This is a genomic window from Acinetobacter stercoris (assembly GCF_900323515.1).
Classification (GTDB): Bacteria; Pseudomonadota; Gammaproteobacteria; order Pseudomonadales; family Moraxellaceae; genus Acinetobacter; species Acinetobacter stercoris.
Map to the genome: position 1 here is coordinate 1 of NZ_OOGT01000028.1, position 21694 is coordinate 21694.

The following is a 21694-nucleotide window of genomic DNA, read 5'->3' on the forward strand; positions in this document are numbered from 1 at the left end:
GATTACATAACTCTATACTATTTCATCATGATTGTTTCAATTATTTTTCCTATACTAGCAACATAAAGACAAAATATTGCTTTAAAGCCATTTCATCATGGCACCATTTTCTTCCTAGATTTCCCCCAAAATCTAGGAATTTTTTTATCTTCTATTTCTATTATTAAATATTTCTTAACAAAATGGAATAAAAAAGCTCCTTATTACAGGAGCATTTTCTATATCAAAATGATTAACCACGCTGAACTTTTTCTTCAATTTCTTCAATATTGGTGTGACGTACATCCAAGCCTTTTACCATATAGATGACTTGTTCAGAAATATTGCGGGCATGATCGCCAATGCGCTCTAATGAACGTAACACCCACATCACATTTAGAACACGAGATATATGACGGGGATCTTCAATCATATATGTCATTAAAGTACGTGTTGCGGATTGATATTCACGGTCTATATCTGCATCAGCCAATAAAACCTTTAGTGCTTGTTCTGCATCTAGGCGGGCAAAAGCATCTAGTGCATCATGAATCATCACCCGGACTTGATTCCCGATATGACGGGTTTCCATATAACCGCGAGGTGATTCACCCTCTTCACATAAATTTTGTGCAATACGAGCTATTTTTGCTGCTTCATCACCAATACGCTCTAAATCTGTATTGGCTTTACTCATGGCAATCACCATACGTAAATCAATCGCTGCAGGGTGACGACGAGCCAAAATAAGCGTCAGGCTTTCATCAATTTCACGTTCATATTGATTTACAACATTGTCCTGAAATTGCACATCTATTGCCATGTTGGCATTAGTGTCTAAGAGCGCATGAATTGCATTGGCAACCTGTTGCTCTACCAAACCACCCATAGTCATAAATTTAGTGTTTACGCCTTGCAAATCCTCATTAAACTGCGAAGAAATGTGATGGCTAAATACAGGATTCTTGGTACTCAAGGTAAGGCGCTCCACGCATAGAGAATTGAGACTATAGATATGTTGATATTTAAACGCTCAATTATGAAACTTTTATGACAAAAAGCTTTTAGAAACTATTTCATAATCAGCCAAGCATTCATTTCCTCTAAATCTTTTTCACTCAGCTGCCCCACAGATGCTTTTAATTTTAACACGTTTAGTAGATAGTCATATTGTGCATTGACGTAGTCCTGTTTGGCTGAAAATGCATTTCGTTGTGCCAAGAGCACATCAACCATACTTTTAAGCCCCTCATTATATTGGGCTTTTGATGCACTGGAAACAACTTCAGAAGACTGCATGGCAGCTTTACGGGCTTGTAAAGTTGCTTGATCTGTTTCAACTTGTAAAAATGATTTTTTTACATCTGTACTGGCTTTACGTATCGCAGCATCTACCTGAACATCTGCTTTTTTTACATTGACTGCTGCTTTTTGAATAGACTTTTTAGTCCGCCCACCCTCAAAAACATTCCAGTTCACCTCTACGCCAATCTGATCAAATTGTCCGTTACCTGTAATCATGGTTTCTGGACTTTGCTTGCTATAACCATAGGAACCAACTGCATCAATTTGTGGATAAAGCGCAGCTTTTTCCACTTTACGCTGATCATCAGCATATTGCCGTTGTATTTTTGCCTGTAAAATTTCCAGATTTTGCTTGAGTGCTAAGTTTTTCCAGTCATCCAGAGCACCTGGAACAGGCTTTTGATATTGAAAGTCATCTCTTAATACTGCAAGTTTTTCCTGATAGTTACCTATCAACTGTGATAATTGTTCTTGTGCCAAAATCAGTTGCACACCAGTAGCCACTCTATTTGCATGTGCATTTTGATATTGGGCATTGGCTTCACTGACATCACTTTTCGCGACTAGGCCTTCACGTAACTTGGCACTCATCATATTCAACTGCTCTAAAAGTGCTTTTTCTTCTTGTAAATGTGTTGCAGTTAATGCCTGTTGCCTAAGCACATTAAAATAGGCTTCCGCAACACTCAGAATATGTTGCTGTTGTTGTAAGCGTAATGTTACTTCACTCAGTTGCACTGAAGTCTTGACTTGTTTATAACCTTCCCATGCATCCATCCGAAATAGGGGTTGCCTTGCAGTAATTGAAGCCTGTCTCGTTGTTGAAGTCGATGCCACTAAATCGCTAGAACCAAAACTGACTCCATTGATACCTGGAAATGAAATCTGATCCATATCCTGATGTTTACGAGTAATATTGCCCGATACAGTTATAGTTGGCAGTAACGCCCCCTGAGCAATTCCCATGTTTAACTGATCTGCCTGATATTGGTATAAATTGGCTTGCCAATTAGGATCCGTAAGTTTTGCTCGCTGATAGGCCTCAACCAAATCAAGTGCATGAGTCGATGGGCTCATGAAAAAAAATATCGTACTGACCAAAATTTTTCGATTCATTTCTTTCCCAAGATCCCCGAAAAGTATGCATAGACATAACATTTAAAATTGAATCCTACTGTATGAAGTTCAAAAACGACTTTCAATACAACTTTTAATTAAACCCTGTTATAGGTCTCATAACAAACAGTTCATACGCATTAAAACCACTTTTCAATATTTATCAATAAACTACAATGTTAATATTCATTTTTCCCATTGTATTTATGATCAGTAGATCAGTCATTCAATATCAATTGAAATCAATATCCTATTCTTAAATTCAACATTCAGCATTTTAATTCAGTTAAAATACCTGCCTATCCTGCATTCAGCTAGACAAGAGACGATTGGATGAAAAACAACTATAAAGTGATGAGTATATTCTTTTGCCTGTTCCTTCTAGGTGGATGCCAAAAGCAAAACACATCCGAAACCGATGCCGAACAAAGCACTCCTAATAGCCCATCACTGATGATTTGTAAAGAAATTGACAAAGGTCTTCAACAGTATATTGAAGACTGGAATCCTGAAGCTGTCATTGAGTTTAATGATTTGGTTAAAACCTGCTTACCTAAACTCGATAAGCAACAGCGCTATGCATGGCTAGAAGCATCTCATGAAGTTTATAAAAACCTGATTGACAATACCTCTGACGAAGCTGTCCAGTATATTGCTGATCAAAATAACCCTAATCATCCCGTTTCTACTGAAGAAATGAAAAATAACTATGATAATTTTAATGATGAAGAAAAATTTTTAGTTGATCATTTAAAGCAACTTTATCTTCATGAATATAATTTAGGTGCGGATGAGCAAGACCTGGTACGTAGTGCTCAGTATGAACTTGATCTCTTTTCTCCTTACCTAGAAAAAGCGGATCAAGCCTATTTTCAGCAAATCTTAGCTGAACAAAAAAACAGTAATGGTGCTCTTAATCGGGACGAAAGCTTAGCTGTTGATTTTAGTACACTTGCCAACTGGATTTTATTCTGGGAAAGCTATATTCAGCAAAATCCAAACAGTCATTTTGATGCTGTAGCTAAAGAAAAGCTCAAACAATATCAATCTTATTTATATTTTGGTCTGAAAAACACATCTGTCTTCGACCCTCATCATAAAAACTACATTAATCCTCAAGCATATAATGCAATTAAAAATCTGGCAAAAAATAATACCCCAGCGGGTCAAACTGCCAAAAATTATGTGGCATACATTTTATCTAACCAAAAAGCATGGATTCAAATACATACAAAAAATGATGATGCAAGTGATTCAAAACTTGAACAACAGTACATCCAGGATATAACAACAAAACTTGCGATTACTCCACCACAGATCGTTGAAGTTAAAGCAAATGAAGACTCACCAACAGAGCAACCATAATTTTTATTACATTTAAACCTAGATAATAAACCCTCTAGGTTTAAGTGAAATTTACAGAAAAACATGATGAAAAAACTAGCCTACCTCTTTTTAATTTTATATCTTGTTTTACAGCTGACTGCCTGCCAAAAACCAGAATCGTCGTATCCAAATGAAAATGCAGTAATACAGGATAAATTGATCTTAGAAAAGCCATTTCAGAATTGTAGAGATTTATCCAATGCCAATAAATATTTTAAGCAACATTTCGCGCCTGAAGCATTAATGGCTTTCAATCAACGGCTGAAAACATGTCTAAAAAATCTACCTCTGGCACAACGCTATCAATGGATGGAAAAAGCCCAGAACATTTATCTCAACCAGATCAAGCTGATGTCATCTCAAATGCAAAGTTACATCACAGAAACATCTTCTGAAGGCTACAGTTTGTCAAAGGATGATTTAAACACTCTTTTTACCCAACTTGATCCTCACGAGCAATATCTGGCAAAACATCAAAAAGCACTATATTTTTATCAATACAATTTGGGAGAGGGAGAGTTTACGCTTACTCAGGATCCCCGTTATTATTTTGAGATTTTTGCTACATCACTACCTAAAGAAGATCAGATCTATCTACAGCAAGAACTCAAAGAATCGACCAGTATCAGCGGATCAATCGACAAAGATGCAGGATTATCCGTTTCCTTTACACAGCTGGGTGACTGGATTACATTCTGGGAAAACTATATTCAACGCTACCCTAAAGCCCATTTCTCGGATCAAGCTCACCTGAATATTCAGGCCTATCAAAAATATTTATTTTTAGGGTTAGAAAACACGCCTGTATTTGAATTCGATGATAACTATGTACAAATTGATCCTGACGCACTCAGCGCGATTGAGAAACTGGCTAAAACACCTTCAGCATCAGGGTTAAAAGCCCAAAAGCTGTTGCAATACGTACAGCAATTTCAAACAGATAATTATGCAAATGCAGCAAAGAGTCAGGAACAATACAATGCAAGAATGATAGAAATTCAAGAAAAATATGAACGTTTTCAGGATCACTATGCAGAAGATTTAAGCAAAATCCTGGATCTGAGATAATTAAAATATCTCAAAGATTGAGCAAACAAAGCAATAATTCTTTAAAAGGATTGTGTTAATATCAATCACCGCTTGACGGAGCGCGAGTGAATCCTCGCTGAGATTGTGTAAGTTTTTATTTAAAAAATTTAAGCACAAGTACCGTTGAACCTGATCAGGTTAAGACCTGCGTAGGAATCAAGCCGCTTAAAAACTTATGCCCTAAATTTATCTGCTGATAGATATAACTGCCACGTTTTTGGTCGTGCTTGATTCGTTGATGTCATTCATAAGGATCATGCTATGAACCAATTAACGAATCTTTCTCAAGATGATCTTTCTGCTCAACATGAACAAGATGCAAAAGATCTCACACGTATTTTACCCGCTTCTAAAAAAGTTTACATTCAAGGTTCACGTACAGACATTCGTGTACCAATGCGTGAAATCGAACTCACTGATACCCCTACTGGATTAGGCGGAGAACAAAATCCTCCTGTGATGGTCTATGACACTTCTGGTGTCTATACAGACCCAGCTGTTCAGATTGACTTGAATAAAGGTCTACCCAATGTTCGTGAACACTGGATAGAAGAAAGAAATGATACTGAAATTTTAGATACTCTCAGCTCGGCATTTGGTCAAGAACGTTTAAAAGATATCCGCACAGCTGATATTCGGTTTGCACATATTTCAAAACCGAGACGTGCTAAAAAAGGCAAGAACGTTACACAAATGCATTATGCCAAGCAAGGCATTATTACCCCGGAAATGGAGTATATCGCGATCCGTGAAAACCAGCTTCAACGTGAAGGCGTAGATATGCGCCAACATACAGGTCAAAACTTCGGTGCACGTAATTTAGTGGAAATTACCCCGGAGTTTGTCCGTCAGGAGGTTGCCGAAGGTCGTGCCATTATTCCTGCCAATATCAACCATCCGGAAATTGAACCGATGATTATCGGACGTAATTTTCTGGTTAAGATCAATGCCAATATCGGAAACTCTGCACTCGGCTCATCTATTGATGAAGAGGTCGCAAAAATGACTTGGGCAACCCGTTGGGGTGCAGATACGATCATGGATCTATCAACAGGTAAAAATATCCATGAAACCCGTGAATGGATTATCCGTAACTCTCCCGTCCCGATTGGTACTGTTCCTATTTATCAGGCTCTGGAAAAAGTAAATGGGGTTGCAGAAGACCTAACGTGGGAAATCTTCAAAGACACACTCATCGAACAGGCCGAACAAGGCGTAGACTATTTTACCATTCACGCAGGTGTACTTTTGCGTTATGTGCCGTTAACTGCAAATCGCTTGACAGGTATCGTGTCACGTGGTGGTTCAATCATGGCACAGTGGTGTCTTGCTCATCATGAAGAAAACTTTTTATACACTCATTTTGATGAAATCTGTGAAATCATGAAAGCTTATGATGTGTCATTTAGCTTAGGTGATGGTTTACGTCCCGGGTGTATTCAGGATGCCAATGATGAAGCACAATTTAGTGAATTACGCACACTCGGTGAATTGACACACCGTGCGTGGGAACATGATGTGCAGGTTATGATCGAGGGTCCTGGTCATGTTCCTATGCACATGATCAAGGAAAATATGGACTTACAGCTTGAAGTCTGTAAAGAAGCACCTTTTTACACTTTAGGTCCCCTGACAACTGATATTGCTCCTGGTTATGACCATATTACCTCTGCTATTGGTGCAGCCATGATTGGCTGGTATGGTACAGCGATGCTATGTTATGTAACACCTAAAGAGCATTTGGGACTACCAAATAAAAAAGATGTCAAAGATGGCATTATTACCTATAAGATTGCAGCCCATGCAGCCGATCTTGCAAAAGGCCACCCTGGTGCACAGGCACGTGACAATGCTCTTTCTAAAGCACGCTTTGAGTTCCGCTGGGAAGACCAATTTAATCTAAGTCTTGATCCTGATACAGCTCGTAGCATGCATGATGAAACCATGCCAAAAGAAGCACACAAATCAGCCCATTTCTGTTCTATGTGTGGTCCAAAGTTCTGTTCGATGAAGATCACTCAGAATGTGCGTGATTATGCTCAAAATCAACAAAATAGCAAACTTCAAGATGATTCAGAGTCTGAAATAGACCAAGGTCTCAAGGCGATGAAATCTGCTTACCATGAACATGGGCAAAAGTTATACCACAAAGTATAAAACGCTAAAAAAAAGTTTGTATTCAGCCATTTCTCAGTTAGGATGGAAACAAAATAACTTCATTCTAATTGAGATTATGAGCATTATTTCCAAAGCCACTTATAGTCATTCTGATGTTGAAATCCAATCACGTGAATTTCTTTACAAAGGCTTTGTGCAAGTAGAAAAAGTACGCTTTATACATCGATTATTTAATCAGGAAAACTATACATCACCGATTACTCGTGAATTGATTCGTCGTAAAGAAGCCGCTGGCGTCCTGATTTATGATGACCAACAAAAACGTTTTGCCTTAATTGAACAATTCCGTGTAGGTGCTGTAGATGATCTCGAATCGCCATGGCAGCTTGAAATTATTGCAGGTGTTTTAGATGGTAATGAGTCACCTGAAGATTGTATTCGACGTGAAAGTATCGAAGAGTCTGGTTGTCAGATTAAACATCTAGAACATCTTTTTACTTTCTATCCATCCGCAGGTGCCTGTAATGAAATTTTTCATCTTTACGTGGCAAAAGCTGATTTACCTGCTGTTGGAGGCATCCATGGCATTGAGGAGGAAGGGGAAAATATTCAATTACATATTATTGAATATTCAAAACTCAACGCTTTGTTACAAAGTAACCGTTTACGTAATGCTCCTGTCATTATGGCTTTGCAATGGTTAAGCCAACATATCAATGGGCTAGAAAATGTCTCGGGGAAAAGGCATGATCACAACTAAAGATTCGGATCCTTCCAGCAAAATTATTATTCAAATTACAGATACGCATTTATTGGCTGATCCTGATGCCGAATTTGTCCAGATCAATCCTGAACGTAGTTTTCATGCAGTCATAGCAGATATTTTAGAACAACATACACATATTGATGCGATCATTCACACAGGTGATCTAGCTCAAGTTGCCAGACCAGAAACCTATCAACGTTATCTGGATTATATGACCAAGTTGAATATACCTTTCTTCCATATTCCTGGTAATCACGATGATATCCGTTATTTTCCTTTCCATACACCCGACCCAAAGCCTACAGTTGTAGACCTTGACCAATGGCAAATCGTCATGCTCAATAGCGCAGTACAAGGCAAAGTTCATGGCTGGATTCAATCGGAACAATTAGAATATCTGGATCAATGGCTAAATGACAACCGGGACAAACATGTCATTCTTGCATGCCATCATCATCCCTTTGCCATGAGATCTAAATGGATAGATCAACATATTTTAAAAAACACCCACGATCTCACCCATATTCTGGAAAAATATCAGCATATCAAAGCTGTCTTGTTTGGGCATGTCCATCAGGAATCTCTAAATCAATGGAATCATATAGATTTTCTTTCAACACCATCAACATTTGCACAATTTAAACCGCAAAGCGAGAATTTTGCATTCGATGAGGTTGCACCTGGTTACCGTTATTTACATTTAAAATCTGATGGTCAATTTGAAACAAAAGTTAAGCGGCTGAAGGGGTTTTTTCAGAAAATAAATAAAGAAATATCAGGTTATTAGCTTTTCATTTAGCTTTTTTTCGATTAAGTTAACTGACCAGGGAAATGCAGGTAGACCTGAAAATCGAAATTGGTGGCTTTCATATTTTTTAAAAACTCTATATGATGACGACCCCTGATAAGTGTAATAACTTATCAAGTATATAAAAACACTTGCATACCACCATATTTTTTGCGTATAGATAGTACGTATATGATGAGGAATGCCCTATATGGCGAATGACAACCAAAATCAAGTCTTGGACGAAAATACAGATCTTGTTGTAGATGACAAGTCTGCAAAACGCGTGCGTAAGGCTAAGCCGAAGGCTTCAGAAGGCGGTTCTACTGCAAGTCTTTTTGGTATTGAGCCTTATCAGCCTAAAAAAAATGAAGAATATATGTCTGAGGGGCAACTCGAGCATTTCCGTCAAATTCTATTGGCATGGAAAGCTGAGTTGATGTCTGAAGTTGATCGTACTTTAAACACCATGCAAGACGAATCTTCTTCATTACCAGACGTAAATGACCGCGCAACGCAAGAGGAAGAATTTGCGATTGAGCTACGTACTCGTGACCGTGAACGTAAACTTATTCGTAAAATTGAGCAATCTATCGAAGCGATTAAAAACGATGACTACGGTTTCTGCGAAACCTGTGGTATTGAAATCGGTCTACGACGCCTGGAGGCACGCCCTACCGCAACTCTTTGTATTGATTGTAAAACTTTAGCAGAAATCAAAGAGAAGCAAAACAACGGTTAATTGTGACTGTTCTAAATTCCCTGGCAGAGGATGACTCTGCTTTTGCGCAGCGGCAAGATGATGATGTTATACAACGCCGCTGCTCATACTCAGGTCGGTTTGCGCCATCGCCAACTGGCCCATTACATTTTGGCTCACTGATTACTGCTGTTGCCAGTTATTGTGATGCCAAGGCACATGCTGGTACTTGGCTTGTCCGAATCGAGGATACTGACATCCCTCGCATCTACCCCGATAGTGAAGACCATATTCTTGCCTGTCTGGATGCGTTTGAATTTGAATCTGATGCTCCGATTATTTTCCAAAAGGATCGATTGGACATTTATGAAAATGTCATCCAGAAATTAAAAAATAAAAACCTTGTTTATGCCTGCCAGTGTACTCGCAAGATACTCGGTTCAAATGCCATCTATGCAGGTACTTGTCGAGATTTACAATTACCTTTTCAAGATCAGGCTATACGTGTAAAAGTCACCGATCAGGGAATCTGTTTCGAGGATCGTTTACAAGGTAAGCATTGCTCTAACCTTAAAAAAGACTTGGGGGATTTTGTTCTTAAACGGCGTGATGGAATCATCAATTATCAACTGGCAGTTGTCGTTGATGATTATCTACAGGGCATTACACATGTCGTTCGTGGTGCAGACTTACTAGATAATACTGAACGTCAGATCTGGCTAGGCAACTTAATGGATTATCCTAAGTTGACTTATATGCATCTGCCTCTGGCAATGAATAATCAAGGTCAGAAACTCTCCAAACAGAATCTCGCTCACCCACTTGATTTAAAACAGGCTCCACAACTTCTACAGCATGCCATACACGCGCTAGGACAAGACCCTGTAGAGATTGACCGTCCTTCTGTAATGTTGGCTCAGGCAGTGAGTCAATGGGATATAAGCAAAATTCCACATAGCACCAAACTTGATGGAATTTACTTATAATTTCATGTTCAAATCCTTATAAAGCCGCTGAGAGAAATACGATGTTCTTTATCTTCGGAATTTCACCTAAAACTATAAATACTCAATCAGGACAATTTCTCTGCCCTGTCTGTAAAACAAGATCTGCATATGAAATCAAAGAACAAAGATCATATTTTTCCTTATTTTTTATTCCTGTTTTCCCTGTAGGGAAACCGAAGCAAAGCCTGGTAAAATGTTTACATTGTGGTACCGAAATGCCACCTATGGTTCTTGAACATAATACCTAAAAATAAAGGGGCTATTATAGCCCCTTTATTTCAACCAGAATTTCTTTTGCTTAGAAGCTGGATTCTTCTTTACTTGGGTTTACTTCCTGTGTTGTTGCATCAATTTTGAGAACCAGGCTAATCATCACAGCACACATCATCAGTGAAGTACCACCATAACTGATAAATGGCAAAGTCAAACCTTTGGTTGGCATCAAGCCCATGTTCATGCCTGCATTTACCAAGATCTGCATCAGGAAAATAATACTAATCCCATATGCCAAATAGCCTACACGCAGGTATTGGTTTTTTAATGCCCTATGCCCAATTTTGACGCAACATGCCAGCATTAAAAAAGATAAAGTTAAAACAGTCGCGATTCCAAAGAAACCAAACTCTTCGCCCAATACTGCTAGCATAAAGTCAGTATGTGCCTCTGGTAAATAAGATAACTTTTGTACACTGTGTCCTAACCCAGTACCGAACCATTCTCCTCGACCAAATGCCATCAACGCATTGGAAAGCTGATAACCTGTACCTAATGGATCTGCCCATGGATCAGTAAATGAAAGCGCCCGTTTTAAACGGTACGGCTCAAACAAGATCAATAGACCAATTGCACTTATAGATGCGCCAAAGAAAAACAGGAACTGAATCGGAGGTGCACCAGCAAGGAAGAAAACGCCAAGCATCATCAATCCAATAACGACAGTTGCTCCCAGGTCAGGCTCTGCGATAATCAAGCCTACAGTGAAAAGCATGACTACACCTAGTCGTACCAATCCCGACCAACTGTTTCTGACTTCTTTGGCACGTCTGACAACATAATCTGCTGTAAAAATAGCCATCATCACTTTAGCAACCTCAGTAGGCTGCAATGTAAATCCACCTATCTTGATCCATCGGGTTGAACCATTGACCTCAGTACCAACAGCCAATGCAATCACCAGCAAGAACATGGTCAAAATCCAGAGCGGAAAAGTATTGTTAAACCATTTTTCTAGTGGAACCCTATACGTAAAAGCGGCAGCAAGCGCCGCAATAACAATAGAAAGTCCATGACGTATCAAATAATGAAACGGGTTTTGGTGCATATGTTCTGCATAAGGCATAGATGCCGAAGCCACCATGATTGACCCGATAATCAATAAGCATACGACACAAAATATCAGGGTATTTCGTGCAGTAATCTCGGCTGGCAATTTTGGTGCATATTTATTATATGCATCATTTACCTTACCTATGGTTGTCTGAGCTAACCCAGCCATACTTTATTCCTTGTCATTCTTTTAGTTGAGCGCATTAACATATTCAACAAATTTATGCCCACGTTCAGGATAACCTGAAAACATATCAAAACTTGCGCATGCAGGGGAAAGCAATACCACATCATTTGCATGTGTAGATTGTTGACATAATTCTACAGCTTCTTTTAATGATTCAGCATGTAAAAGTGTTGTTGTTCCTTGAATCGCATTTTCAATAATCGGACGATCCTCACCAATCAACACAACAACTTTGGCATATTTTTCAAGCGAATTACGTAGTGCAGTGAAATCCTGCCCTTTACCCTGACCTCCCAGGATAATCGCTACTTTGCCCTGTTGTGCTTCAATTGCAGCACCTAAACCATCAATTGCAGCAAGTGTTGCGCCAATATTTGTACCTTTAGAGTCATTATAATAACGAACACCATTTACCTCTTTTACAAATTCACAGCGGTGTTCCAGCCCTTTAAACGTTTTTAAGGTTTGCAGCATACTTTCTAATGGTAAACCGATTGCTTCACCCATCGCCAGACAGGCAAGAGCATTAGCAATATTATGTGTCCCCTGAATATACATCTCAGAACTCTTTAAGAGTTTTTCACGCCCACGGGCAAGCCAGATCGAGCCATTATCTTCCTTTAAAATACCATATTGATTGATATCAGGCGCATTTAAACCGAAACTTTGCATTGATGTTACATCTGGAACGAGTGGTCTTGTCAATGAATCGTCACGGTTAAATACAACTTTTTTGACACCCTGAAAAATACGATGCTTTGCCGCATGGTAACCAACCATATCGCCGTGACGGTCAAGGTGATCTTCACTCATATTTAAAACAACAGCGACTTCTGCATTGAGACTGGATGTTGTTTCAAGCTGAAAACTGGAAAGCTCCAAAATATAAATTTCAGGATCATCTTTGGTTAAATCCAGTGCAGGACGACCAAGATTCCCTCCAACAGCTGCTTTTAAACCCGCATCTTTTGCCATTAAACCCAAAAGTGTTGTCACGGTACTTTTTGCATTTGAACCCGTTATACCGACAATAGGTTTATCCGTAACACGTCTTAAGATCTGGATTTCACTAACAACAGGGATACCTTTGGCAATCGCAGCCTGAATTTCTGGAAGTTTAGTGTCTAGCCCTGGACTGATAATGATTTCTTCTGCTTGTAGTAATAAATCCTGATCTAATTGACCAAAACTGGTTTGAACAGCTGCAGGGATCTGATCATGCCCTGGTGGGACTGCTCGAGAGTCTGTTACTGCAACACGGTAGCCATGATCATGTAAAAAATTAACTGCTGAAACACCTGAAATTCCAAGTCCAGCTACGACTTTTAAGCCACCACGTTGTATTAACATTTTGCCCTACCAGCATGTAATTTTGAAACTTGCAAAATGTTAGCACTTTGTTCTTTTGAATGCTTTTTATGTTTGCATTTTCTTATCAATTTTTTGTGTCAGTGCGTAAAAAAACTGTCATAAACAGATAAATAACCGGTCACATCAAATACTTAAAAATAAAAAGCCAATTCACTTGGAATTGGCTTTTTATTTTTAAGGTAGAGTTTTATTTCCACTTCACAGCTTGAACTTCTGTTTTTTTGACTGCAACAGATTCTGACTCACTGTTACCACATCCACAGCTACCACCACATCCAGTCGCCATTTTAGGTCTTAACCATTTTGCAAGTGTAGACCAACCTTGCTGTTCAGCAATCTGTGCAAGTTTAAAATAGACTGCATAAGCCGTTTTAGGAAAAATCTTGTTAAAGGCGATTATGGCACTCCAAATCACTAAAGCCGCAACGATCAATAACTCAATCATCTCAAACTCCTTCGGTTATAAACCAAAATAACGTGAGGCAATTTGATAGGTCAAGAAAGCCATCAAATAAGCCAAACCAAATAAATAACCTGTCATGATTGCAACTGTTTTCCATGAACCTGTTTCACGGCGTACAGTCGCCAATGTTGCTAAACAATGTGGTGCATAAATGAACCACACCAATAAAGATAATCCAGTTGCGACAGACCAGCCTGTACCAGGTGCACTAATCAAATGAGACAAACCCTGTGCAACAGCTTCATCATCAACGGCTGAGAGCGCATATACGGTTCCAAGTGCTGCAACAACGACTTCACGAGCTGCCATTGCTGGAATCAAGGCAATACAAATCTGCCAGCTAAAACCCAGTGGTGCAAAAATCGGTTGCATCAAGTGCCCTAATTGCCCCGCAAAGCTGTAGTCAATCGCAGGTAAGGTTGCATTTTCTGGAGGCTGTGGAAATGTTGACAAAAACCAGAGCAAAATTGAAAGTGCAAAGATGATTCCACCGACACGTTTCAAGAAGATTTTGCCTCGATCCAGCAAACCAATCCAGACACTTTTCAAGTCAGGAAGACGGTAACTTGGCAGCTCCATCAGCAAGGCATGCTGTGATTTATCCTTCTGGAAGAATTTCATCACCATAGATACGCAAAGCGCACTCACAATACCTGCCATATATAAACCAAATAAAACCAAACCTTGCAGGTTTAAAAAACCCCAGATCATTTTAGATGGAATAAAGGCAGAGATGAGAAGTGCGTACACAGGTAAACGTGCGGAACACGTCATTAATGGCGCAACAAAAATCGTCGTAAGACGATCACGTGGATCATTAATACTACGTGTTGCCATAATGCCTGGAATTGCACAGGCAAAACTGGAAAGTAGCGGAATAAAAGCACGACCACTTAAACCAGCTTTGTACATCAATTTATCAAGTAGAAATGCAGCCCGTGGCAGGTAGCCTGATTCTTCCAATACCAGAATAAAGAAAAACAGGATTAAAATCTGTGGCAAGAACACCACCACACCACCAGCACCTGCAATAATCCCATCTACGACCAGACTATGCAGTAAAGGCTGGGTAATATATTCCCCGAGTCTCTCACCTAACCATCCAAAGAAGGTTTCAATTCCATCCATGAATGGTGCTGCCCAAGCAAAAACCGCCTGAAATATCACAAACATCAATACAGCAAGGCTGATCAAGCCCCAGACAGGATGCAAAAAGATTCTATCTAAAAAATCTGTCCGTTTATCTTCATGGTCTACAAACTGAACCACATCTTTTAAGATTTCAGAAATCTTTTCATGATTTGAACCAGTTAAATGAACATCGCTCAATTCTGCGCTTGGTGCATGAAATTTGCCTTGCTCCAAAGCAGCCATCAGGTTTTCAATACCTGTATTTTTAACCGCAACCGTTTCAACAACAGGGACGCCTAAACGCTGTGCCAACTTTTGCGTGTTGATTTGCATGCCTCGGCGACGTGCTTCATCCATCATATTCAATACAAGCAAAACAGGACGACCAAGCTCAATGACTTCCAGTACCAAGCCCAGATGCAATTTTAAATTGGTCGCATCAACGACACACAAAAAAGCATCTTGATTACCCTCATCCTTAATCTTGCCCTGCACGACATCACGAGTAATGGCTTCATCTGGGCTGGTTGCATTTAAACTATAGGTGCCTGGTAGGTCTAAGACCCTAACCTGAGTGCCTGAAGGTAAAACAAAATTACCTACCTTACGTTCAACTGTTACACCCGCATAGTTTGCTACTTTCTGACGTGTCCCAGTGAGATGGTTAAATAATGAGGTCTTACCACAGTTAGGGTTTCCTACCAAGGCAATTCGAAGCGCCTCACTCATGCAGGAACTCCTTGAGATACTTGATTTTTAATAATTTCAATTTTATCGGCTTCAGCTTTGCGAAGTGCGAATCTGGTAAATCCAATTTGAATCAGGATAGGATCTCCCCCAAAAATACCTTTAGTAATGACTTTTACCTGAGTACCTGGAACAAAACCCAATGTTTCTAAACGACTTGCAACGAGATCTGGCTGACCGGCTGTACCATCAACCCTGCGATTGACCTTGGTAATTGTTGCGGTCTGTTTAACTTTTAGTTCTGACAAAAGCACAGTAGGAGATCCTAAAAAGACCAAAAATTAAATTCATTATACATACAAAATGAGAATAATTACCAACTAATGTTTGATTATAATTCTCATTCCTTTTAAGCATTCGACTTTGCAATGATTTTAGTCTAAATTTTCAAAAGAGAAATAAATTTTATGGATATTTTCAAAATATGCTGAATAAAAAGCCACGAACTCCAGCTCCAGTGCAAATTCCTGAGCATATGAGTTTTTTACAAGGTTTTCGTGATTATCTCATTTCTCAAACAGTCAGCCCACATACACGTAATGCATATTTATCCGATCTGATACAGTGCAGTGAATGCAGTCAAATAGCTATGCCAAACTGGTCAGGAGACGATATTTCCGATGTCCTTATTGAGCTGACGAAACAAGGAAAAAGTCCACGTTCTATTGCCAGAACATTATCCGCAATGCGTTCGTTTTTTAAATTTCTAAGAGAACAAAAAATTCGTTTGGATAATCCTGTTGCAACACATAAAACCCCAAAACTTGGTCGGGCTTTACCAAAAGATTTATCAGAACAGGATGTCGAAGCCTTGATTCAGGCTCCAGATATCAGTACTGCTTTAGGGCTTCGTGATCGTGCCATGCTTGAAGTTTTATATGCCTGTGGTCTACGTGTAACAGAGCTTTTAAATTTAAGATTAGAATTGATTAACCTTAAACAAGGGTATCTAAGGATCGTCGGAAAAGGCAACAAAGAACGTCTGGTACCATTAGGTGAATTTGCTCGGGATTGGGTAGAAAAGTATTTAAATGAATCCCGCCCACAACTTTATAAAACATCCACGGATTATTTATTTTTAACACAGCATGGTGGCATCATGAGCCGCCAAAACTTTTGGTATGCCATAAAAAGATACGCATTACAGGCAAATATCCAGTCAGAACTTTCACCACATACTTTAAGACATGCTTTTGCAACCCATTTACTCAATCATGGCGCTGATTTACGGGTAGTACAAATGTTACTGGGACATAGTGATCTTTCCACAACACAAATTTATACCCATGTCGCCCAAATACGTATGCAGGAATTACATCGTAAATTTCACCCAAGAGCATAATCTTTTGATAAAAACAGGAAATCCCGAAGTAGAACTTATCATTTTACCGACTTTTACAATATGTTAATCAAGCATTAACGTTTTAGAAAGTTTTTTTGCTATGCTTAGGCATCTTAAAAAATACTCAAAAATAAGGGTTGTTTATGCAATTTACCCGTTCAAAGTTAATGACGACTTGTTTGGTCGCAACAACACTGGCATTTAGTGCCTGTTCAAAATCTCCTCAAACAGACAAAGATGACACTTTAACAGCGACAGCTCCTGCAACAGGTCAGGCATCAAATTTGACTGAGCGAAATGCACAAAAAAAACTGATAGAAACGCTACAAAATAATCTTAAGACATCCAACATCAATGCAAAAATCCTAGATGTTAAAGCAACTGAAGTTCCGAATATTTATTGGATAAGTATTGAGGGCATGTCTTCTGTTTATGCAACCAGTGATGGTAAGTATATTATTCAGGGAGATGTTATCCGCATAGGGGATAAAGAGCCACACAGTATCGGTGATAAGTTACAAGCAGTAGAAAATAAAAAGCATCTGGCTGCTTTGAAAAAAGAAGACTTATTGGTCTACCCAGCTAAAGGACAGACCAAGCATATTATTTATGTCTTTACTGATGCCAGTTGCCCGTATTGTCATAAATTACATGAGCATATGGGTGAAATTAATGCCAAAGGTATTGAAGTCCGCTATATCGCCTGGCCACGTGGTCCACAATTTATGCCAGCTATGGAAAGTATATGGTGCAGTACTGACCGACAAAAAGCTTTTGACCAGGCTATTTCTGGTGCTCAGCTGCCACCAGCAACTTGTCAAAATCCTGTCAAGGATCAATATCAGATGGGACTCAATATGGGGGTAAATGGAACACCCGCCATCTATAATCAGGAAGGTCAATATCTTGGTGGATATTTAACTGCTGATGAGCTGGAACAACGATTAAATAAATAATAATTATCAGTTAAATTACTATTTTTTATAGATAAATATAAAGATGCGTTAGGCTCTAGAGTCTGACGCATTTTTTAGCTATGATCTATTGTCGATAAATTTTTATTAATTACATATTTTGGAGTGTGACGTGAAACCAGTTCGTCTGGCAATACTCGGTCTTGGAACCGTAGGTGGTGGAGCCCTTAAACTATTACAAGAAAACGCTGCTGAAATTAGACGTCGCACCGGTCGTGAAATTGAAATTACCCATGTGGGCACCCGTCGTCCACGTCCAGATTTAAATTTACCTGCAAGTGTGAAACAAAGTGCTGATCTACTCGATATCGTACGTCAACCGGATGTCGATGTTGTGGTTGAAGTCATGGGTGGAATTCATCCAGCATATGAAGTCATCATGGAAGCCATTAAACACGGCAAGCAAGTGGTTACGGCAAACAAGGCATTACTGGCTGAGCATGGTAATGAACTGTTTAAAGCAGCTGATGATCATCATGTTCAAATCGCCTATGAAGCAGCGGTTGCAGGTGGCATACCTATTATCAAAGTGATCCGTGAAGGTCTGGCTGCCAATAAAATTGAATGGCTCGCAGGCATCATCAATGGTACAGGCAATTTCATTTTAACTGAAATGAGTGAAAAAGGTCGTGCATTTGCTGATGTACTAAAAGAAGCTCAGGAACTTGGCTATGCTGAAGCCGATCCGACTTTTGATGTTGAAGGCATCGATGCTGCACATAAACTTACAATTTTAGCGTCCTGTGCTTTTGGCATCCCTCTGCAATTTGATAAGGTTTATACTGAAGGTATTACCAAAGTCACTGCCCAAGATGTGAAATATGCAGCTGAACTTGGTTATAACATTAAACATTTAGGTATTGCCCGCCGTTCTGCCAAAGGTATTGAATTACGTGTACACCCGACATTGATTCCAGCTGAAGAGCTGATTGCCAATGTAAATGGTGTAAAAAATGCCGTACTCGTACAGGCAAATGCTGTTGGTCCTACCCTGTATTACGGTGCTGGTGCTGGTGCTGGCCCTACTGCTTCTGCTGTCGTTGCCGATGTGGTCGATATCGTTCGTGACATCATCTATACAGAAGATGGCTCAGGTACCATTCCACAACTTGCATTTGAAGCGTTATCAGACCTTCCTATTTTAAATAGTGAGGAAATGACAACCGGTTATTACATACGCATCAATGCAGAAGATCAAACAGGCGTACTAGCTGATGTCACCACAATTTTAAGTCGTGCTGGTATCAGTATTGATGCCATTATGCAACAACCTCGTTTAAAAGATTTGATTCCGATCGTGATTTTAACTGATCCTGTCGTCGAATCGAAAATGAACGAAGCTTTATCTCAAATTCAAGCTTTACCCGTGATTCATGGCGAAATCGTAAGAATTCGTTTAGAATTGCTTGATAACTAATCGGGTTTCAAATCCCCCTAAATCCCTCTGTGACCAGAGGGATTGTTACGATTCTGGTAAGATACTGAATTCGTAAGGCTTCCCCTGACCATCAATCATGGGGTAGGGAGATAAAAAGAATGCCTCTATTTGCTCTACATACACTTGGAACACCATCATGTCGAATGCCAATCGTTATACAGGCCTAGTTGACCGTTACCGTGACCGCTTACCAGTATCTAAAACAACACGTGCTATCTCTTTAAATGAAGGGAATACTCCGCTCATCAAACTTGAGAATATTCCACGTATTATTGGCAAAGATGTTGAAATTTACGTGAAGTACGAAGGTCTAAACCCGACTGGTTCATTTAAAGACCGTGGTATGACCATGGCGGTAACCAAAGCTGTTGAAGAGGGTTCCAAAGCAATTATCTGTGCATCAACAGGTAACACGTCTGCTGCCGCTGCTGCTTATGCGGCTCGTGCAGGCATCAAGGCGTTTGTTTTGATTCCTGAAGGCAAAATTGCTATGGGTAAAATGGCTCAAGCAATGATGTATGGTGCAATCACCATGCAGATTCGTGGTAACTTTGATGATGGTATGCGCCTTGTTAAAGAAGTTGCTGATCAAGCACCTGTAACTATCGTAAATTCAATCAACCCGTATCGCTTACAAGGTCAGAAAACCATTGCTTACGAAATCGTAGAAGCATTGGGTCGTGCACCTGATTATCACTGCTTACCTGTAGGTAATGCGGGGAACATCACTGCACACTGGATGGGTTATACAGAAGCAGTAGCAAATCAGCCAGCTGATCAGTTTGAACAGGTGATATACAATGCTGAAACTGATGCTTTCACTGGTCCTAAACCTGCTGGTCGTCCAACAATGGTCGGATACCAAGCTTCTGGTGCTGCTCCTTTCTTACGTGGTGGTCCTGTTGAGAACCCTGAAACTGTTGCAACTGCTATTCGTATCGGTAACCCGCAAAGCTATAACCATGCTAAAGCTGTCGTACGTGAATCAGAAGGCTGGTTTGATGAATTGACTGATGCTGAAATCCTAGAAGCACAGCGCTTACTTTCTATGTATGAAGGTGTTTTTGTAGAGCCTGCTTCAGCAGCATCTATTGGTGGTGCCGTGCGTGATATCAAGTCAGGTAAAATCAAGGAAGGTTCGGTTATCGTTTGTACCGTGACTGGTAATGGTCTTAAAGATCCAGATACAGCCATTAAACAATGTGCTGATGCGGTGATGTTAACCATTGATGCAACAATGAATGATGTAAAAACTTCTATTCTTTCTAATATGGATCAATAATCCATATTAGAACTATAAAACCCTGCATATGCAGGGTTTTGTTTTTTGGATGGTAATTTCAAGTACGGTTCTAAATGGCAAACATAAAAAAGCCTGCTTAGAGGCTTTTTTATAATGTATACCTAGATACGTTTTGGTTGATGGCTTAACCAGGAGAACAACTCAGTCGCATCATTATTACGTGCCTGAGTTGAGCTTGCACCTAACAAGACAACAGCTGCTGGGCGGTTATTTACAACTGCATGCATCACAACACAGCGCCCTGCTTCGTTGATATAACCTGTTTTTGAAATATTGATATTCCATCCACCATTACGAACCAATGCATTGGTATTATTTGATTTCAACACGCGATAGCCCAGATTGAAATCATAATGCGGTGTAGTGGAGAATTGACGAATCAAACCATATTGGTAAGCAGTACTTACCAAAATGCCTAGATCACGAGCTGATGCAACGTTACGAGGGTCTAGACCTGTCGACTCATAATAATGAGTAGATGTCATCCCCAATTGACGCGCTTTCGCATTCATTGCTGCTACAAATGCAGGACGCCCACCTGGATAAGTACGGGCTAAAGCAGCCGCTGCAGGGTTTTCTGACTTCATCAGTGCAACCAGAAGCATCTCAGCACGATTCATGGTATCGCCAACTTTCAGGGTAGAACTTGAATTCTTTCCACCGGCCCCTGCAAAATCAATTTGTTGAAGTGTAATTTCTTCAGACATATTCAAACGTGCATCTGCTGTCACAACTGCAGTCATTAATTTTGTAATAGACGCAATTGGTAACGCAGTATTACTATTTTTGCTATATAAAACTTCACCGGTTTGGGCATCCATCACCAAGGCTGCACGAGCATTCACTGAAGGTTGGTTAGAATAATTTCTGGTATCAACAATTTGAACTGATTTTTGTGGTGAAGAATTTACTGACACCCCATTCGATTGACGAATGGTTGTCGTCACTGTAGCCGAACCTTGAGGAGAATAGTCTTCATCATCTTCACTATTCATAAACTGGCTTGCATCGGCTGCAGACCAATTCATCGAAGCTTGTCCTGCATTCCCCGAGGAATTCATCACAAGATCAGCAAAGCTTGTAGAACTCAAACTGAGTAGCACTGACACGCTCAGCACATGCATTAACGTTTTTTTAGATTTTTTCACGGTAATTTACT

The 21694-nt window shown here is 39.7% G+C and carries 20 protein-coding genes and 1 riboswitch; of the genes, 12 read left to right on the top strand and 8 right to left on the bottom strand.

Going from position 1 to position 21694, the window contains the following annotated elements; translation table 11 throughout:
• Positions 1-232: 232 nt before the first annotated feature.
• Positions 233-955 carry a phosphate signaling complex protein PhoU gene (phoU, locus tag KPC_RS04790; protein ID WP_121973274.1) on the bottom strand — a complete coding sequence of 241 codons (723 nt, stop codon included), beginning with the start codon at positions 953-955 and terminating at the stop codon, positions 233-235.
• 95 nt (positions 956-1050) lie between these two features.
• Positions 1051-2400 carry a multidrug efflux outer membrane protein AbuO gene (gene abuO, locus KPC_RS04795; protein ID WP_121973275.1) on the bottom strand — a complete coding sequence of 450 codons (1350 nt, stop codon included), beginning with the start codon at positions 2398-2400 and terminating at the stop codon, positions 1051-1053.
• A 333-nt stretch (positions 2401-2733) separates the two neighbouring features.
• Between abuO and KPC_RS04800 the strand changes: the two genes are divergently transcribed.
• The 8 genes from KPC_RS04800 (at position 2734) to KPC_RS04835 (ending at position 10501) form a co-directional block, all read left to right on the top strand.
• Entirely contained in the window at positions 2734-3765 is a 1032-nt protein-coding gene (locus tag KPC_RS04800) for a hypothetical protein (protein WP_121973276.1), read from the top strand.
• Positions 3766-3828: 63 nt separating this feature from the next.
• Positions 3829-4854, top strand: coding sequence for a hypothetical protein (locus tag KPC_RS04805; RefSeq protein WP_121973277.1), 1026 nt, complete (start codon positions 3829-3831; stop codon positions 4852-4854).
• 66 nt (positions 4855-4920) lie between these two features.
• Positions 4921-5048: riboswitch (TPP riboswitch) on the top strand.
• 88 nt (positions 5049-5136) lie between these two features.
• A complete protein-coding gene (thiC, locus tag KPC_RS04810; RefSeq protein ID WP_121973278.1) occupies positions 5137-7032 on the top strand; it encodes a phosphomethylpyrimidine synthase ThiC in 1896 nt (631 codons plus the stop codon).
• Positions 7033-7108: 76 nt separating this feature from the next.
• The gene (locus KPC_RS04815; RefSeq protein ID WP_121973296.1) at positions 7109-7753 is read left to right on the top strand and encodes an NUDIX domain-containing protein; all 645 of its coding nucleotides are present in this window, start codon (positions 7109-7111) and stop codon (positions 7751-7753) included.
• Positions 7740-8546, top strand: coding sequence for a 3',5'-cyclic-AMP phosphodiesterase (cpdA, locus tag KPC_RS04820; protein WP_228212168.1), 807 nt, complete (start codon positions 7740-7742; stop codon positions 8544-8546). Before KPC_RS04815 ends, cpdA begins: the two co-directional genes overlap by 14 nt.
• 211 nt (positions 8547-8757) lie before the next feature.
• Positions 8758-9288, top strand: coding sequence for an RNA polymerase-binding protein DksA (gene dksA, locus KPC_RS04825; RefSeq protein ID WP_121973280.1), 531 nt, complete (start codon positions 8758-8760; stop codon positions 9286-9288).
• 2 nt (positions 9289-9290) lie between these two features.
• Entirely contained in the window at positions 9291-10232 is a 942-nt protein-coding gene (gluQRS, locus tag KPC_RS04830; RefSeq protein WP_121973281.1) for a tRNA glutamyl-Q(34) synthetase GluQRS, read from the top strand.
• Positions 10233-10273: 41 nt separating this feature from the next.
• On the top strand, positions 10274-10501 hold the full coding sequence (locus KPC_RS04835; protein WP_121973282.1) for a zinc ribbon domain-containing protein: 228 nt from the start codon (positions 10274-10276) through the stop codon (positions 10499-10501).
• 50 nt (positions 10502-10551) lie between these two features.
• Here the strand turns inward: KPC_RS04835 and ftsW are convergent, their stop codons facing one another.
• From ftsW to KPC_RS04860, 5 genes are all read right to left on the bottom strand, one after another.
• A complete protein-coding gene (gene ftsW, locus KPC_RS04840; protein ID WP_121973283.1) occupies positions 10552-11748 on the bottom strand; it encodes a putative lipid II flippase FtsW in 1197 nt (398 codons plus the stop codon).
• A 21-nt stretch (positions 11749-11769) separates the two neighbouring features.
• On the bottom strand, positions 11770-13116 hold the full coding sequence (murD, locus tag KPC_RS04845; protein WP_121973284.1) for a UDP-N-acetylmuramoyl-L-alanine--D-glutamate ligase: 1347 nt from the start codon (positions 13114-13116) through the stop codon (positions 11770-11772).
• A 208-nt stretch (positions 13117-13324) separates the two neighbouring features.
• Positions 13325-13582, bottom strand: a complete 258-nt coding sequence (locus KPC_RS04850) for a DUF6587 family protein (RefSeq protein ID WP_121973285.1) — start codon at positions 13580-13582, stop codon at positions 13325-13327.
• Positions 13583-13597: 15 nt separating this feature from the next.
• On the bottom strand, positions 13598-15460 hold the full coding sequence (gene feoB, locus KPC_RS04855) for a ferrous iron transporter B (protein WP_121973286.1): 1863 nt from the start codon (positions 15458-15460) through the stop codon (positions 13598-13600).
• Positions 15457-15732: a FeoA family protein gene (locus tag KPC_RS04860; protein ID WP_121973287.1), complete on the bottom strand. Its 276-nt coding sequence runs from the start codon at positions 15730-15732 to the stop codon at positions 15457-15459. The genes feoB and KPC_RS04860 overlap by 4 nt, the downstream gene beginning before the upstream one ends.
• 170 nt (positions 15733-15902) lie before the next feature.
• Between KPC_RS04860 and xerD the strand changes: the two genes are divergently transcribed.
• The 4 genes from xerD to thrC all read left to right on the top strand — a co-directional run bounded on the left by xerD (position 15903) and on the right by thrC (position 20514).
• The gene (xerD, locus tag KPC_RS04865; RefSeq protein ID WP_121973288.1) at positions 15903-16820 is read left to right on the top strand and encodes a site-specific tyrosine recombinase XerD; all 918 of its coding nucleotides are present in this window, start codon (positions 15903-15905) and stop codon (positions 16818-16820) included.
• Between the two features lie 143 nt (positions 16821-16963).
• A complete protein-coding gene (locus KPC_RS04870) occupies positions 16964-17776 on the top strand; it encodes a DsbC family protein (protein WP_121973289.1) in 813 nt (270 codons plus the stop codon).
• A gap of 130 nt (positions 17777-17906) precedes the next feature.
• On the top strand, positions 17907-19211 hold the full coding sequence (locus KPC_RS04875; RefSeq protein ID WP_121973290.1) for a homoserine dehydrogenase: 1305 nt from the start codon (positions 17907-17909) through the stop codon (positions 19209-19211).
• 157 nt (positions 19212-19368) lie between these two features.
• Positions 19369-20514: a threonine synthase gene (thrC, locus tag KPC_RS04880; RefSeq protein WP_121973291.1), complete on the top strand. Its 1146-nt coding sequence runs from the start codon at positions 19369-19371 to the stop codon at positions 20512-20514.
• 122 nt (positions 20515-20636) lie between these two features.
• On the opposite strand, the gene pbpG is transcribed toward thrC, so the two are convergent.
• Positions 20637-21683, bottom strand: a complete 1047-nt coding sequence (gene pbpG / locus KPC_RS04885; RefSeq protein ID WP_146196624.1) for a D-alanyl-D-alanine endopeptidase PBP7/8 — start codon at positions 21681-21683, stop codon at positions 20637-20639.
• Between the last annotated feature and the right edge of the window lie 11 nt (positions 21684-21694).

What these genes read in the sequence shown, in the direction of transcription:
- dksA (WP_121973280.1), top strand. Translation starts at nt 8,758, where the DNA reads ATGGCGAATGACAACCAAAATCAAGTCTTGGACGAAAATACAGATCTT.
- feoB (WP_121973286.1), bottom strand. Translation starts at nt 15,460, where the DNA reads ATGAGTGAGGCGCTTCGAATTGCCTTGGTAGGAAACCCTAACTGTGGT.
- cpdA (WP_228212168.1), top strand. Translation starts at nt 7,740, where the DNA reads ATGATCACAACTAAAGATTCGGATCCTTCCAGCAAAATTATTATTCAA.
- KPC_RS04815 (WP_121973296.1), top strand. Translation starts at nt 7,109, where the DNA reads ATGAGCATTATTTCCAAAGCCACTTATAGTCATTCTGATGTTGAAATC.
- xerD (WP_121973288.1), top strand. Translation starts at nt 15,903, where the DNA reads ATGCTGAATAAAAAGCCACGAACTCCAGCTCCAGTGCAAATTCCTGAG.
- KPC_RS04835 (WP_121973282.1), top strand. Translation starts at nt 10,274, where the DNA reads ATGTTCTTTATCTTCGGAATTTCACCTAAAACTATAAATACTCAATCA.
- murD (WP_121973284.1), bottom strand. Translation starts at nt 13,116, where the DNA reads ATGTTAATACAACGTGGTGGCTTAAAAGTCGTAGCTGGACTTGGAATT.
- thiC (WP_121973278.1), top strand. Translation starts at nt 5,137, where the DNA reads ATGAACCAATTAACGAATCTTTCTCAAGATGATCTTTCTGCTCAACAT.
- abuO (WP_121973275.1), bottom strand. Translation starts at nt 2,400, where the DNA reads ATGAATCGAAAAATTTTGGTCAGTACGATATTTTTTTTCATGAGCCCA.
- KPC_RS04800 (WP_121973276.1), top strand. Translation starts at nt 2,734, where the DNA reads ATGAAAAACAACTATAAAGTGATGAGTATATTCTTTTGCCTGTTCCTT.
- ftsW (WP_121973283.1), bottom strand. Translation starts at nt 11,748, where the DNA reads ATGGCTGGGTTAGCTCAGACAACCATAGGTAAGGTAAATGATGCATAT.
- KPC_RS04850 (WP_121973285.1), bottom strand. Translation starts at nt 13,582, where the DNA reads ATGATTGAGTTATTGATCGTTGCGGCTTTAGTGATTTGGAGTGCCATA.
- thrC (WP_121973291.1), top strand. Translation starts at nt 19,369, where the DNA reads ATGTCGAATGCCAATCGTTATACAGGCCTAGTTGACCGTTACCGTGAC.
- KPC_RS04870 (WP_121973289.1), top strand. Translation starts at nt 16,964, where the DNA reads ATGCAATTTACCCGTTCAAAGTTAATGACGACTTGTTTGGTCGCAACA.
- KPC_RS04805 (WP_121973277.1), top strand. Translation starts at nt 3,829, where the DNA reads ATGATGAAAAAACTAGCCTACCTCTTTTTAATTTTATATCTTGTTTTA.